General features: G+C 48.7%; 13 protein-coding genes. 9 read left to right on the top strand and 4 right to left on the bottom strand.

The annotated features are described in order from the left end of the window. Nucleotides 1-171: 171 nt before the first annotated feature. The 3 genes from VJ374_RS14170 (at nt 172) to VJ374_RS14160 (ending at nt 3232) form a co-directional block, all read left to right on the top strand. Entirely contained in the window at nt 172-1371 is a 1200-nt protein-coding gene (locus VJ374_RS14170; RefSeq protein ID WP_329469317.1) for a multidrug efflux MFS transporter, read from the top strand. Between the two features lie 277 nt (nt 1372-1648). After that, nucleotides 1649-2437 (top strand): flagellar hook-basal body protein, encoded by a 789-nt coding sequence (locus tag VJ374_RS14165; protein WP_035410606.1) that lies wholly within the window; start codon nt 1649-1651, stop codon nt 2435-2437. 12 nt (nt 2438-2449) lie between these two features. Next, nucleotides 2450-3232, top strand: coding sequence for a flagellar hook-basal body protein (locus tag VJ374_RS14160; protein ID WP_329469315.1), 783 nt, complete (start codon nt 2450-2452; stop codon nt 3230-3232). 50 nt (nt 3233-3282) lie between these two features. On the opposite strand, the gene VJ374_RS14155 is transcribed toward VJ374_RS14160, so the two are convergent. Both VJ374_RS14155 and VJ374_RS14150 read right to left on the bottom strand, forming a co-directional pair. Continuing rightward, on the bottom strand, nt 3283-4131 hold the full coding sequence (locus VJ374_RS14155; protein ID WP_290788655.1) for an NAD(P)-dependent oxidoreductase: 849 nt from the start codon (nt 4129-4131) through the stop codon (nt 3283-3285). A 99-nt stretch (nt 4132-4230) separates the two neighbouring features. Then, nucleotides 4231-6771: a HAMP domain-containing sensor histidine kinase gene (locus VJ374_RS14150; RefSeq protein ID WP_329469313.1), complete on the bottom strand. Its 2541-nt coding sequence runs from the start codon at nt 6769-6771 to the stop codon at nt 4231-4233. 250 nt (nt 6772-7021) lie between these two features. Here VJ374_RS14150 and VJ374_RS14145 point away from each other — a divergent pair, with 250 nt between their 5' ends. Further along, a complete protein-coding gene (locus VJ374_RS14145) occupies nt 7022-8179 on the top strand; it encodes an AI-2E family transporter (protein WP_290752931.1) in 1158 nt (385 codons plus the stop codon). Nucleotides 8180-8245: 66 nt separating this feature from the next. Further along, nucleotides 8246-8569, top strand: a complete 324-nt coding sequence (locus VJ374_RS14140; protein WP_035410591.1) for a winged helix-turn-helix transcriptional regulator — start codon at nt 8246-8248, stop codon at nt 8567-8569. Between the two features lie 215 nt (nt 8570-8784). Here VJ374_RS14140 and VJ374_RS14135 read toward each other — a convergent pair whose 3' ends face one another. Then, nucleotides 8785-9717, bottom strand: coding sequence for a class F sortase (locus tag VJ374_RS14135; protein ID WP_329469310.1), 933 nt, complete (start codon nt 9715-9717; stop codon nt 8785-8787). A gap of 93 nt (nt 9718-9810) precedes the next feature. Then, the gene (locus VJ374_RS14130) at nt 9811-11181 is read right to left on the bottom strand and encodes a copper amine oxidase (protein ID WP_329469308.1); all 1371 of its coding nucleotides are present in this window, start codon (nt 11179-11181) and stop codon (nt 9811-9813) included. A 404-nt stretch (nt 11182-11585) separates the two neighbouring features. Here VJ374_RS14130 and VJ374_RS14125 point away from each other — a divergent pair, with 404 nt between their 5' ends. The 4 genes from VJ374_RS14125 to VJ374_RS14110 all read left to right on the top strand — a co-directional run bounded on the left by VJ374_RS14125 (nt 11586) and on the right by VJ374_RS14110 (nt 13171). Further along, nucleotides 11586-11879 carry a DNA-directed RNA polymerase subunit beta gene (locus tag VJ374_RS14125; protein ID WP_329469306.1) on the top strand — a complete coding sequence of 98 codons (294 nt, stop codon included), beginning with the start codon at nt 11586-11588 and terminating at the stop codon, nt 11877-11879. Between the two features lie 28 nt (nt 11880-11907). Then, nucleotides 11908-12330, top strand: coding sequence for a 3-hydroxyacyl-ACP dehydratase FabZ (fabZ, locus tag VJ374_RS14120; protein WP_029342716.1), 423 nt, complete (start codon nt 11908-11910; stop codon nt 12328-12330). A gap of 7 nt (nt 12331-12337) precedes the next feature. Further along, entirely contained in the window at nt 12338-12760 is a 423-nt protein-coding gene (locus tag VJ374_RS14115; RefSeq protein ID WP_035410579.1) for a hypothetical protein, read from the top strand. A gap of 96 nt (nt 12761-12856) precedes the next feature. Further along, nucleotides 12857-13171, top strand: a complete 315-nt coding sequence (locus tag VJ374_RS14110) for a four-helix bundle copper-binding protein (protein WP_290775128.1) — start codon at nt 12857-12859, stop codon at nt 13169-13171. The last annotated feature ends 96 nt before the right edge of the window (nt 13172-13267 follow it).

Here is a 13267-nt window from a genome sequence, read left to right as displayed (position 1 = left end):
ACTCCTTCGTGTGGATTACCTTACTATCGGTCGTTGCGCATTCACTTATATGCATCAAAGGTCCTGTTCTACACTTTGACAGTTCAAATCCTAGACATTTCACAATGTGAAGTGTATATTAAAAGTTGTTGTATTGAAGCGATTTGTCAAATAAAAGGAAGTGATGCCACAATGCCATTGTGGAAAAGAAATTTAGTAGTCGTCTGGTTCGGTAGTTTTTTGACCGCTGCCGCCCTCAGTCTTGTATTACCGTTTTTGCCTTTATTCATTGAAGAACTCGGTGTCGACAGCCGACAAGATATTACGACCTGGTCTGGTATCGCCTTTGGTGCAACCTTCCTCGTCGCTGCGATCGTCTCACCCATTTGGGGACGTCTTGCCGATCGAAAAGGGCGTAAGCTCATGCTACTCCGAGCAAGTCTTGGTATGTCGATCGTCATGTTCTTAATCAGTTTCGTTCAAGACGTCTATCAACTCGTATTCCTACGTCTTGTCATGGGAGCCGTATCCGGATTCATCTCAGCCGGGATTACAATGATTGCTTCCCAAACCCCAAAAGAGAAAAGTGGCTGGGCGCTCGGCACCCTGTCGACCGGCGGGATTGCCGGTGGATTGCTAGGACCTCTTATCGGAGGATTCCTCGCCGACGTTGTTGGGCTTCGACCCGTTTTTCTCTTTACGAGCGTTCCGCTCTTCATGACCTTCCTCGTGACCTACTTCTTCGTCAAAGAAGAATTCGTCCCACTGGAAGTCAAAAAGATGGCGTCTGCGAAAGAAATCATCCAGTCACTTCGCCATCCGGAGCTTATTTTAAGTCTCTTCTTGACGACGTTCCTGATTCAGTTCGCGGCACAATCGATTAGTCCAATTCTGTCGCTGTATGTCCGGGAACTCAGTCCAGGTACCGAACGACTCGCCTTGTTATCTGGGATTGTTGCCTCGGCACCAGGGATTGCGGCACTGATCGCTGCACAACGGCTGGGTCGTCTATCCGATAAGATTGGCGCTGAGCGTGTCTTATTCTTTGCATTACTCGTCTTTGCAGCTTTCTTGATTCCGCAAGCATTCGTCACGGATACAAGTCAATTGATCGTCTTACGGATGGGAATCGGTTTTGCGACAGCAGCACTGCTGCCATCTGTTCAAACCTTGTTACGGAAGAATACGCCAGCGAATGCATCGGGACGGATCTTTGGATATAACCAGTCCGCGCAGTTCATGGGGAACTTCATGGGACCACTCGCAGGTGGACAGATTGCCGGTCACTTTGGTTTTGAAGCGCTGTTCCTCTTTACTGGCTTGATCGTCATCACGAATGCGGTGCTAGAACGATCACAAACGGCTGTCTTGAAGAAAAATCCGAATAACTAATGAGAAGCTTCCATTTCCTAGACTATGTTTGGGGAACGGAAGCTTTTTTCATAAGATTCACCTTAGGTATCTTTAGATTAGTATCTAAAGTATAACAATATTTGTCAATTTTTAATATACAAACTATTGAAAAGCGGATTATGGAATTGAGGTAGGTCTTTCGATGCATCTCTGCTGGATATTACCGTTTTGTTCAAAAAAGCTCATAATTCCTATTCGGTCGACCGATATACTGAAAGGAAAGAATTGAACATGAAGTCAATGAGGAGATGAACGCATGCTACGAGGAATGTACACGGCGTCGAATGCGATGCAGGCATTACAACGTCAACAGGAAATGCTCAGTAACAACTTGGCGAATGCGCGGACGCCGGGCTTCCGCGCTGATCAAGCGTCACTCCGGACGTTTCCGGAGATGCTGATCCAGCAGACAGCAAACAATGAACGGACGGGTGTGCGAGGAGTCGCGACGGTCGGGAAACTCGCGACCGGTGTCTTCATGCAGGCAGCGACCCCGAACTTCACGCAAGGTTCGATCACGGAGACAGGCAATGCGACCGATCTGCAAATCAGTTCACTTGAAGGAGCACCGCTGTTCACGATTCGTCACCGGGATCCGTTGACAGAAGAGGAAGAGACGCTTTATACGACGAACGGACAGTTTGCCGTCGGACAAGACGGTCTACTCCGGACGACAGAGAATGATCTCGTTCTTGATACGAACGGGCAACCACTCGACGTCGTCAATGAGGACTTCAAAGTCGATGCGGACGGAGCCGTCACGGATGGAAATGGTCAAGCGATCGGCAATCTCGGTCTCGTCGTAACGGATCAACCGGAGACGCTCGAACGGACAGGGAATGGTCTATTCCGGTCAACCAATCCATTGAATGCCGGAAACGTCCGAGTCGATCAAGGTGTACTCGAACTCGGAAATGTCGAGATTGAACAGACGATGGCGGAGATGAATGCTGGTCTGCGTCAGTTCGAAGCCAATCAAAAAGTCATTCAAGCGTACGACCGGACAGCGGAAAAAGCTGTTTCCGAAATCGGACGCGTTCGCTAATAGGAGGATATGATGCAATCAATCTATACATCCGCAAGTACGATGGGACAACTGCAAAAACAGCTTGATACGACCGGGCAAAACCTTGCCAATGTGGATACGAACGGCTATAAACGGCGGGATGCTCAGTTCAATGAACTGCTCGTCCGTAACATCAATAACCAAGCGACAGGCTTCACACCAGGTCCCTTGACGACGCCAGAGGGTCTTCGACTCGGCGTTGGTGGTTATGTCGCGAACGAAGCGACACGTTTTGGCGTCGGAACATTCCGGACGACGGATCGAAAACTCGATGCGGCACTCGGAAACCCGCACCATTTCTTCGGTGTCATCGATACGGATGGCGTGACGAAGTTTACGCGGGACGGAAACTTCCAGTTGTCGCCGCAAGCGAACGGACAAATTCTGTTGACGGACGATGCCGGGCGCTCCGTCATCAACCAGGCGAATGATCCAATCGTCTTACCGGCGAACGCGACCGAGATTGAACTGAACAAGGACGGCAACATCACCGGCATCTTAAACGGGGATCGTCGTGTCCTCGCTCGAGTGGGTGTCGCGAACATCCCGAACTACGGAGAGCTGACGGAAGTCGGGGGTGGCTTGTTCACAGCAACCGGACAATACCAGAATGCGACAGGGAATCCGTTGACGGTCGGTCGGCTTGAGACATCGAACGTCGATATGGCGCTTGAGATGACGAACTTGACGCAGCTCCAGCGGGCGTATCAGTTTAACTCGAAAGCGTTGATGACGAGTGATCAGATGATGGGGATCGTCACGTCACTGAAATAAAACATCACAAAAGGGTGACGCTTCTCGCAAGAGAGGTATCACCCTTTTCATTATTTTTCCTGTAACGCAAGATAGATCGCAGCCATGTCCGCGTCGCCGTAAGCGGGTTTCGCATCAGTGTAGCTAGCGTCCGTTGCTTGCGCAAGTGGTAGCTCAAGCTGTTGGCGTCTCGCTTCTGCCGTAATCAGTCCGAGATCCTTTGCCATCAGGCGGAGCGGGAAAGCAGACGGGAAGTCGTTCTTCCGGTACATGTCACGTTTACCACTGAAGAGCGGAGTGTTCATCCCGGAAGCACTGATCATCTGGATCAGCTTCTCTTTCTCGAGCCCGGCACCTTCCCCAAGCAGCAATGTTTCCGCTACTCCTTGACCGACGACTGCGAGCAATAAATTGATGGCGAGCTTCGCCGCACTGCCTGAGCCATGTGGTCCAAAATGAATCGTTTCCTTGCCAAGTAGCTCGAGATACGGCTGACAAGTCGCGACGACGTTCGCGTCACCACCGGCAAGCAGGACGAGCTGACCGTTTTCTGCGACCGGAACGGAGCCCGAGACAGGCGATTCCAGATACGTGCCGTCATTCTTTTCGACGAGACGAGCCATCTCCTTCGTTTCTTCCGGTGAGATTGTACTTAAGTTAACGATCGTCTTACCTGTGAGGTTCTCTTGGATACTTTCGAGAACGGACGCGACGGCAGGTCCGTCCGCTAACATGACGAAGAGAATGTCGCTCTGACGTACCACGTCCTGTATTTCTTTGACAGCTGTTGCTCCTAATTCTGTCAACGGAGCAGTCTTTTCATACGTCCGGTTATAGACGAGCAAATCATGACCGCCATCAATTAAACGTTTTGCCATCGGTACACCCATATGTCCTAAGCCAATCCATCCGAGTTGCATGTCGATTCCTCCTTATCATGATGCGCTTTTGACTATACCCCGCGCTTCGCCAAATCTAACGAAAAAAAGACCGTCCACATGATGTGAACGGTCGCGTGATTAATCTTCATACGTGAGGATGGTCGAGATGACGGCGATTGGGAAACGAATCGTAAAGGTCGATCCGACACCAACGACAGATTCGACATCAATCGTTCCGTTGTGGTGCTTGACGATCTCCTTACAGATTGATAAACCAAGACCGGTTCCGCCAATTTTGCGTGTCTCGGAGTTATCGACACGATAGAACTTATCGAACAATTTTGGAAGGGCATCTTGCGGAATCCCGATGCCTTCATCTTGGATACGGATTTGAGCGAAACCAAGTTCATTTGTAATCCGTATCAAGACTGTACCACCGCTCGGCGAGTACTTAACGGCGTTGCTGAGCAGGTTGTTCAGCAACTGTTTCATCTTTTCCGCATCCCCGTCGATCATGATCGGTCCACGGGCCTCAAAATCAATCGTATGCGTCTCATGCGAGACATCATAGAACTCGATCAAGTCCTGAGCGAGTTCGACGACATCAAACGTCGTCATCTCATAACGGTGTTCACTCGACTCCATGCGCTGGACGTCGAGGAAGTCGTTGACGAGTGTCGTCAGGCGACCAGTCTCGGAGTGGATCGTTTGGAGGTACTTCCGTTGCCGTTCCTCCTCGAACCGTTTGTTGAGCATCAGCTCCGTGAAGCCATAGATCGAAGAGAGCGGTGTCCGTAACTCATGCGAGACGGTCGAGACGAACTCTTCCTTCATCCGCTCGGCTTCCGTTTCTTTCGTCACGTCGCGGAGAACGAGCATCGTACCGACCCACAGGCCATCGACCTCGATTTTCTCAGCGTAGATCTGGATGTAAGTACTATGCTTGCGGATCGAGACGATCAAGCTGTCTTTCGGTAAATCGAGTTCGACGATCTGTTCAATGTAACGTTCGAACGCTGCCGGTTCGTCAATGATGTCAGCGAGTGCCTGCATCGCTTGTTCGAAGGCAGAGCGTTCTTCGTCTTCGAACGTTGTCGGGACTTCCGGAAACAACGTCATGAGGGGTTCGTTGACGAGCAACTCATCCGTCTCATGTTCGATGTAGACGACAGCTTCCCGAATCGAGTTCAATAGTTGCGTCGTCTTGTTCTTCTCGCGAATCATTTCTTCATAGATCCCCATCCGTAGGAGGGAGAGCGACAATTGATGCGAGAACGACAAGATGTCGCTCATCTGCTCGGTCGTGAAGGCATCACGATAACGAACGAGATAGATGCAGGCGATCATATGCTCTTTTGACGGATCAAGGACCGGAACCGCGACTTCATACATATAGTACGGGTACGGAAGCGGGCTTTCGTGCGCTACCTGTTTCGATGAGTGCACAGGACGCTTCAGAAGACGTGCCCGGTGCAGGAGTGACTGATCATCAGAGACGAGACGACCGACCATCTCTTCTGTCATCCCGTAATCGATCGTCGAGCGGACTTCCTGTTGATCGAGGAACAAGAGGGCACCGATTTCAGAATGCGTGATCGAGACGAGTTTCTCGATGATTTCCGGATAAGCCGTTAGTGTCTCACGGGATGCAAGCGTCTCAGTCAGTTCGTTACGATACTTGAGGTGTTGTTCGCTCCGAAGCGTGATATCAAGTGCTTCCTCGAGTTCTTCCTGCTGCGCTTGCAATTCTTCTTGCTGCGCGACGAGTTCTTCCTGTTGCGCTTGGAGTTCTTCGTTCTTCGCGAGCATATGGACCTTGTTATCCGCGATCGAAGCCGCCATCTGATTGAACGATGCCGTTAGCGTATGCAATTCGTCCTTACGTTTCGGTAACGGAATTGCTTGGATGTCTTCCCCTGATGCAAGTAGCGCACTGTCGTGGGATAGCGTATTGACCTGTTTCGTGACGCGGCTGATGAATGGGCGAACGAGAGATAAGAGGACGAGAATCAAGACGACGAGATTCGACAGCCAGATGAACTGCGCGACACGCATCTCACTTAAAAGATCGTTTTTCGCGTCCACTTCCTTCTTTTCGATCAACGTCAGATAATCTGAAAGCAACGTATCAATCCGTGTCATGTCGACGTCTGCTTCTGATAAGCTGACCGATCCGCGTAACGTCCCATTTTTGGTGAACAAGTCTTTCCCGTTGGAAAGAGCAGCGAGCGTGTCAGGAGTCACAAAGTCTTCATTGATCTTCCCGTCCTTTTTTCCTTCGACGTATTCGTTGAGAAGTGGAAGAGATGTGCCGAAATAATCGTCATAAATGCGACGAGTCGCTGTCGCATATTCTTTCCCTTGCTCATAAATTGCATACTTTTCGAACCACGTCGTCAGACGATTGATCTCCTGTTGATTGGTCTTGACGGCATCGAACGTTTGCTGTGAGCCAGTCAATAAGTAGGATTTGACGTTACTTTGCGCGACGGTCCATTCGTTAGCGAGTGCATTCGCATTCGTCCGCCGTTCACGTAAATCATCAAATGTTGCATTGGCTTGATCGATCTTCTGTTCCGTATAGAAATAGACGATCGCAGACGTGATGCTAAGCGCGACGAACACCATATAGAAGGCGAACATCAATTGACGACCGATGGTACGATTAATCCATTTCACTGGGGTATCCTCCGTATTCTGTTTTACATGTATGAAAAAGATTGCTTAAATGCCGAATATATTCATCTTACGTAGTTTTAAAGGTCTCGGCAAATTTGAATCTGCAAAAACCACTAAAACAAATATATCATATATTTGTTAATTGATATTAAATGATACATTTTTTAAGAATAAGGATTAAGAAGCAATGTTTTAAGGAAAAACCATAGAAGATATTGAACTTCATCATTTTAAGTAGGGAAGTGGTTAGATGCAAAAAATGTTTGAAAACAAATGGTATCGATTCGCATGGTGGGTCATGACATTGCTCATCATCGTCTGGATTGGCGATCATGTTACGTTCTTGTTCCGACCGATCGCAATTCTGCTTCAAATGGTCGTACCACCCCTTGCAATCGCTGGGATTCTCTACTATGTCCTGTTGCCAATCGTCGAGTTGCTCGAGAAAAAGATGAAGCGGCGACCTGCTGTCTTAATCGTGCTCGTCGGTTTAATTGGTATTTTAACGACACTCGGCTTCATCTTTGGTCCGATGTTGTCGGAGCAGGTCACACAGTTCGTCAATTCGATACCGACGCTCGCGACACAGTTCCAGCGTCAATTGATTGACGTCCGGGACCAACTCGAAAACAGTGCAGCCTTTTCACGCTTCCTATCAGGACCAGATAACTTGTTCAATAAGTTCTCAGGGAACATCTCGGAATATGCATCGACGTTCCTGAAGAACATCGGTACGGGTGTCGGTGGGTTCGTCAGTGTCCTGACGACAGCGGTCGTGACGATCATCATCATTCCGATCATGTTGATCTATATGCTGCTTGACGGCGATAAGCTTAAAGGCAATCTCGTTAAGCTGATGCCGTATGAGTACCATAAGGAAACGCAAAAAATCCTCGGGGACGTCCACGTGACGATCATGAGCTACATCCGCGGGCAAGTCATCGTCAGTATCGGTGTCGGGGTCATCGCCTATATCGGATATCTCATCATCGGAATTGATTATGCGTTGTTACTCGCCTTGTTTGCGACACTGACGAACATCATTCCGTTTCTCGGTCCGGTCCTCGGTGTCATTCCAGCACTGATCGTCGGGTTCATCCAGGATCCGATCCTTGCGATTTATGCGATCATCGTCATGACGGTCGCGCAACAGATCGATTCGCACATCATGTCACCACTCGTGCAAGGGAAGACACTCGATGTCCATCCGTTGACGATCATCATCGTCTTGCTTGTCGCGGGGAACATCGCTGGTTTCTTCGGAGTCTTGCTAGGTGTACCGTTCTACGCTGTCATGAAGGTCGTCATTCTAAACATCCGTCGTCTCTATCACCTCCGATCGCAGAAGAAGATGGTCATCACGGAGGAAGAAAAGACGTTCGATACGATCATCACTGAGCGCGATTGAGTTTTGAAATTCATGTAAAAGTGCGTCATACTGAAGAGGTAGCTAAGAGAAGGGGGCAAGAATCAGATGGATTCACGTCATACCGAAGAACAAGCCGATCTACTGGCGTTGCAAAAATTTCAACACAACTTCGAGAACAGTTTGAAGTCGAGCATCATTTATCTCTTGCGTGATGGAGCGTTGACGATCGGGGAACTCGAGCAACGAATTGATCAGTCACACGGGCAAATCCTCGAGCAACTGCAGGAGCTGATTGAAGACGGACTCGTCATCCAGCAGATGTCTGAAAAAGTGCATGGACTGGCCTATTATTTGACGGCACCGGCAGAAGACCTCGTTCGACAATTCACGGAATCGATCCGGTGGAGTAAACAGCACATCCGATATTAAACAGCAGGATTCTAGACCTCCGAGCAGCTGCTCAGAGGTCTTTTTTGCGTTTTTTGAAGCAATCCTCCTAAAAAAATGGCATGCGCAGGAAAGAACCGGGTCAAAACAAGGCGATGCATGTCTTCTTCAATGCTTCTGAACGAGTGAACGAACTTGAAGTGTAGTAGATAAAAGTAAAGCAGGAACCAAATCATCCGTTGGTTCCTGCTCTGCTATCATTTTTGGACGGCGCTGAACGCATCCTCTGATTCGATTCCGGCTTTACTGACTGCCGTGATGACGAAACGACCTGTTGCATCTTTAGGGAGCGGGAATGCTTTACGCTCGATTGATTCCGTTGTACCGAGTTTTTTGCGTTTTCCGTCCTTCTCTTGATAGATGTTGTATTTGACGACATCCTCATCTGTTGAGGCATACCAGTTGATGAATCCACCGCTAACCCGAATATTCGTCACAGGTTTTGGTGGTGTCTTGACGGGATCTGATGCCTTTTCGTCTAATTCCGTGAAAACGACGAGGCGGTTATCATACGTTCCTTGATTCTCATCGTATGTTCCGATACACGTGATTAAGTTCAAATTCCGCGTATCAGCTGGACCGAAGATTTTTTTGAGTGGTGCTTTTAAGTGATCGTACTGGATGAGCTCTTTGACACGAAAGACGAGCTTACGCCCGGAAGCGTCCGTCACTTCGACCGGATCGCCCTTTTTTAGTTCATGCAGTTTATAGAAGATAGCTGGACCGGTCTTCGTATCGGTATGCCCGTCAATGACGGCGTTCCCGACATCACCCGGACGCGGACCGAACTTATACCAGCCGGCTTGTTGTTCATTTTTAGGTGTTGCCATGGCGCCGTCTTGATCGAGTCCGACTTGTTCGACCTTCGTCTTGATGTCATGTTTCGGAATGAAGAGTTGTTTTGGGAGCTCGACCTCCGGAGTCGAGAGATCCTTGAACTCCTTCTTAAAGATTTCTGACGGCTTGAGCGGATCTTCCTTCGTCTCGGAAGAGGCCGCGGATTCTGTTTTAGCATCACCTTGCGTGATGTTCGATGTGTCCGGCTTTGATTGACCGAACAAGAGGAACAGCAATGTTCCGACCGATGCGACCATCAAGAGGATGCTCGCCGGTAATAACCAACGTTTCATGTGCGCGTAGCTCCTTTCCGAGAGAAGGTGTTCCCTCTATGTAAAAAAACAGGATAGCGGATCGCTATCCTGTTATGGAGTATACCCAATTTCTTAGGCGTTTTGACGTTTACGTGCGAGGACAAGACCAACTGCTCCGAGTGCAAGACCGAATACTGCGATCGCACCAGTTGTTGCAGCTGTATTGTTGTTATCGCTCATACCACCGTTACCTGTGTTCGGCATTGATCCTGGCGTACCATCCATGAATTTCTCTGGTGATTGTTTGACGATGGCATCACCGAGGTTAGCTCCTACGCCGTACATGTAAGCGTAAGACTCACGGAATGTGTCGACAGAACCTTTGTAGTCGCCTTCCACATACTGCATGAATGTGTCTTGGACGTACGTCTCGTGACCGGATACGGCTTCTTGTGCTGCTTTTGTTGGAAGGTTTTCTTCTGTAGCCGCACCAAGGAATGCACCGAAGTCGTTCGAGAACATTTTGAGCATGTCTTGCGCGTCACCCATCAATTTCTTATCGTCATTGACAGCTGCTGTGACGAGGTTCGCTTGGGCTTCGATGTGGTTTTTCGTCCAAACTTGTTCGAATTGATCGGCACCGGCTTGACCGTAGATCGATTTGATGGCTGCTTTGAAGTCAGCTGTGTGCATGTCTTCAGCCCAGTTTGCTGCATCGTAGTCTTTTGCTTTATCCACACCAGCTGTCATGCTGAGGTTTGCAAGTGCGACGTGTTCAGCGGCGAGGCTGTTGAGTGTTGAACGAAGATCTGCTGCTTTTGAGTCAGCTTTCGTGTTGTCGAATTTCTCAGGCATCTGTGTTGTGATCGCAACAGAGAGTGCTTTTGAGATGTCATACATACGGCTGTATCCTTCGCGGAACGTGTTGTACGATCCTTCGTAGTCACCCGCTGCGTATTGTTGGAAAGTCTTGTAGACGTCTGCCTCATGAGCACGAAGGACTTCTTCAGCTGCTGCTTTCGGGAGTTTACCTTCCGTTGCTGTATCGAGGAAGCTTGAGAGATCTTGTACGAACTCTTCTGTTTCTTTCTTCGAAGCGTTGATACCGTCTTGGTCGTCCGCTTTTACGGCTTTGACGAGGTCAGTCGTATATTTGTTGTGAGCAACGAAGATTTTCTCGAATTGTTTCGCGCCTTCGTCACCGTAGACAGAAGCGATTGCTGGTGTCATGTCGAGTGCGTTTTGTTTAAGTGCTGCTTCGTAGTACTGTGCGTCTTTTGAACCGTCATATTGTTTCTTCATGTCCATGACGGCAAGAACGAAGTGCTCAGAGAGTAATTGATCGAGTGTGGCACGAAGGTCAGCGGCTTTCGTTTTGACCGTGACGTTTTTCGGTGCATCTTGTTTCATGTCTTCTCCGCCACCGGAAGCGAATGCTGCCGTTCCTGGTAGTACGAGTGCTGCTGCCATTGCTGATGCTGCGAATTTTTTCGTGTGTTTCATCTGAAATCATTCCTCTCATTTTTTGGTTTATTTGGTAGGTGTTTCTTGCCTGTTCTGAATAGCTTACGCATCACTGGTCGATTTGGATTGCATAAAGTTTTATTTTTTCAAAAGACTGTCGAAGTGATGTTTCATGCCATCCGGTGGACCGTTGTTGCGTCGTTCTGGAAAGCTTACGCCGAGCAGTTCATTTTGGATTTAAAAAAATCGCAAAAAACCGCAGATCGTGGGAAACTGTTTTTCTGCTTCCTTATATACATAAACTAAAATTTTTTAGAGAAATTGCCTGTCTGGTCGTGTTACACTAATTGCGGAACACGTTTTGTAGCGAATTTGGAACTATTTAATACCAGGTACTAATATGCTATACTGTTCTCAGACTGAATCAATGAAAGGTGATCAAGATGGTACAAAACCAAACAGGCACGGATCAGCCAACGCGTGAACGCCTGAAGAAGCAACAGCCTTCGAACCAGGAAACCGGCAATCCAGAGCACAAATCAGAGCGACGTTTTCGTGCGTACTCGACACGCCGAGTTCCGATCATCGTACGCGTACTGATCGTTCTCGTTCTCATCGTCGTAGCACTGATCGTCGGTGCAATGGTGGGTTATGCGACGTTTGGTGGTGGCGAGGCAATGGATGTGTTAAAGCTCGACACATGGACCCGCATCACCGATTTTTGGATGAAATCTTAATTTTAATCAGTGATGGGAGCTGTCGAATATGTATACAATCGAACAAATCAAGGAAGTCATTCCGCACCGGTATCCGTTTTTACTCGTTGACCGCATTTTAGAAGTCGAAGAGGGAAAACGTGCCGTTGGAATCAAGAACGTGACGGCGAACGAAGAATTCTTCAATGGCCATTTCCCAGAATACAATGTCATGCCTGGCGTCTTGATCGTCGAAGCACTCGCACAAGTTGGTGCCTTCGCTGTGCTGAAGATGGAAGAAAACCAAGGGAAGCTTGCCTTCTTCGCAGGAATTGAAGGATGTCGCTTCAAACGTCAAGTCGTTCCCGGGGATCAGCTCCGCCTCGAAGTCGAATTGACGAAGGTCCGTGGACCAATCGGTAAAGGTCGTGCCACAGCCACAGTCGATGGGGAAGTCGCCTGTGTCGCTGAACTGACGTTTGCTATGAAGTGAAGCCAACATGAAACGCTGGCTGATCCCTCTTGCGATTTCCTTACTTGTCATTCCGGGTTGTCAGCGCGCGGAACAAGCGAAGACCGCTTCCCCGACGGTCATCGTAGATCCCGTTAAGCGTGCGGGGCAGACCGAGAACATTTCCGCACAGGTCACGCTGACGGAAAATGACCGGATGCGTCTCGTCATCCGGACAGCAAATGACATTCGTCTCGATGACCAACAGGTCGATATCCGCCTCGATGTCGCCAATCAATCGATTCCGTTTCCGTTCGTCTCCTTCCAAGCAAAGAAGATGGGGGAAATCCGGACCTATACGTCCGATACGACGATTGAAAAAGAAGTCTTCGATGACCAGCGTCTTCCGGTCCTCATCATTGATGCAGGAGCAGGGCGTGGGATCGAGATTCCGCTTGAGATCGTTAAATAAGACAGCAGGGTGAGCATTTTGCTCCAAATGCTGTCTTATTTTTGTTTTGTTTCAAGTCATCAGGGTAATCAAAACCTATACAAAGGAGGAATCAATATGGATCATGCAGTACAGCAACGACTGACGGATTGTATTCTCGCCTGTAATCATTGTTTTGATGCCTGCCTGAACGAGGAACATGTCGGACATATGTCAGATTGTATTCGACTCGACCGCGATTGTGCCGATATCTGTAGCTTATTGCTGCAAGCGATCGCTCGAAACAGCGCAAATGTCGCGGTCCTTGCAAAGGCATGCCAAGAAATCTGTGAAGCATGTGCGACTGAATGTAGCAAACACGATCATGACCACTGCCAAGCTTGTGCGCAAGCATGTACGGAATGTGCAGAAGCGTGTCGCCAGCTTATCTAATACCTTGTCCTTGGACGAGGTTTTTTTATTATAAAAAAATAGCAGGAATTCAAGATTTCTTCTGGTTATTTTTGGCTGATTTGTTTACTATTTAGG

Origin of the sequence: Exiguobacterium sp. 9-2, assembly GCF_036287235.1 — a bacterium.
Taxonomy (GTDB): Bacteria; Bacillota; Bacilli; order Exiguobacteriales; family Exiguobacteriaceae; genus Exiguobacterium_A.
This window is presented reverse-complemented; position numbering and strand designations above follow the sequence as displayed.

What these genes read in the sequence shown, in the direction of transcription:
- VJ374_RS14125 (WP_329469306.1), top strand. Translation starts at nt 11,586, where the DNA reads ATGGTACAAAACCAAACAGGCACGGATCAGCCAACGCGTGAACGCCTG.
- VJ374_RS14165 (WP_035410606.1), top strand. Translation starts at nt 1,649, where the DNA reads ATGCTACGAGGAATGTACACGGCGTCGAATGCGATGCAGGCATTACAA.
- VJ374_RS14130 (WP_329469308.1), bottom strand. Translation starts at nt 11,181, where the DNA reads ATGAAACACACGAAAAAATTCGCAGCATCAGCAATGGCAGCAGCACTC.
- VJ374_RS14170 (WP_329469317.1), top strand. Translation starts at nt 172, where the DNA reads ATGCCATTGTGGAAAAGAAATTTAGTAGTCGTCTGGTTCGGTAGTTTT.
- VJ374_RS14140 (WP_035410591.1), top strand. Translation starts at nt 8,246, where the DNA reads ATGGATTCACGTCATACCGAAGAACAAGCCGATCTACTGGCGTTGCAA.
- VJ374_RS14135 (WP_329469310.1), bottom strand. Translation starts at nt 9,717, where the DNA reads ATGAAACGTTGGTTATTACCGGCGAGCATCCTCTTGATGGTCGCATCG.
- VJ374_RS14145 (WP_290752931.1), top strand. Translation starts at nt 7,022, where the DNA reads ATGCAAAAAATGTTTGAAAACAAATGGTATCGATTCGCATGGTGGGTC.
- VJ374_RS14110 (WP_290775128.1), top strand. Translation starts at nt 12,857, where the DNA reads ATGGATCATGCAGTACAGCAACGACTGACGGATTGTATTCTCGCCTGT.
- VJ374_RS14160 (WP_329469315.1), top strand. Translation starts at nt 2,450, where the DNA reads ATGCAATCAATCTATACATCCGCAAGTACGATGGGACAACTGCAAAAA.
- VJ374_RS14155 (WP_290788655.1), bottom strand. Translation starts at nt 4,131, where the DNA reads ATGCAACTCGGATGGATTGGCTTAGGACATATGGGTGTACCGATGGCA.
- fabZ (WP_029342716.1), top strand. Translation starts at nt 11,908, where the DNA reads ATGTATACAATCGAACAAATCAAGGAAGTCATTCCGCACCGGTATCCG.
- VJ374_RS14115 (WP_035410579.1), top strand. Translation starts at nt 12,338, where the DNA reads ATGAAACGCTGGCTGATCCCTCTTGCGATTTCCTTACTTGTCATTCCG.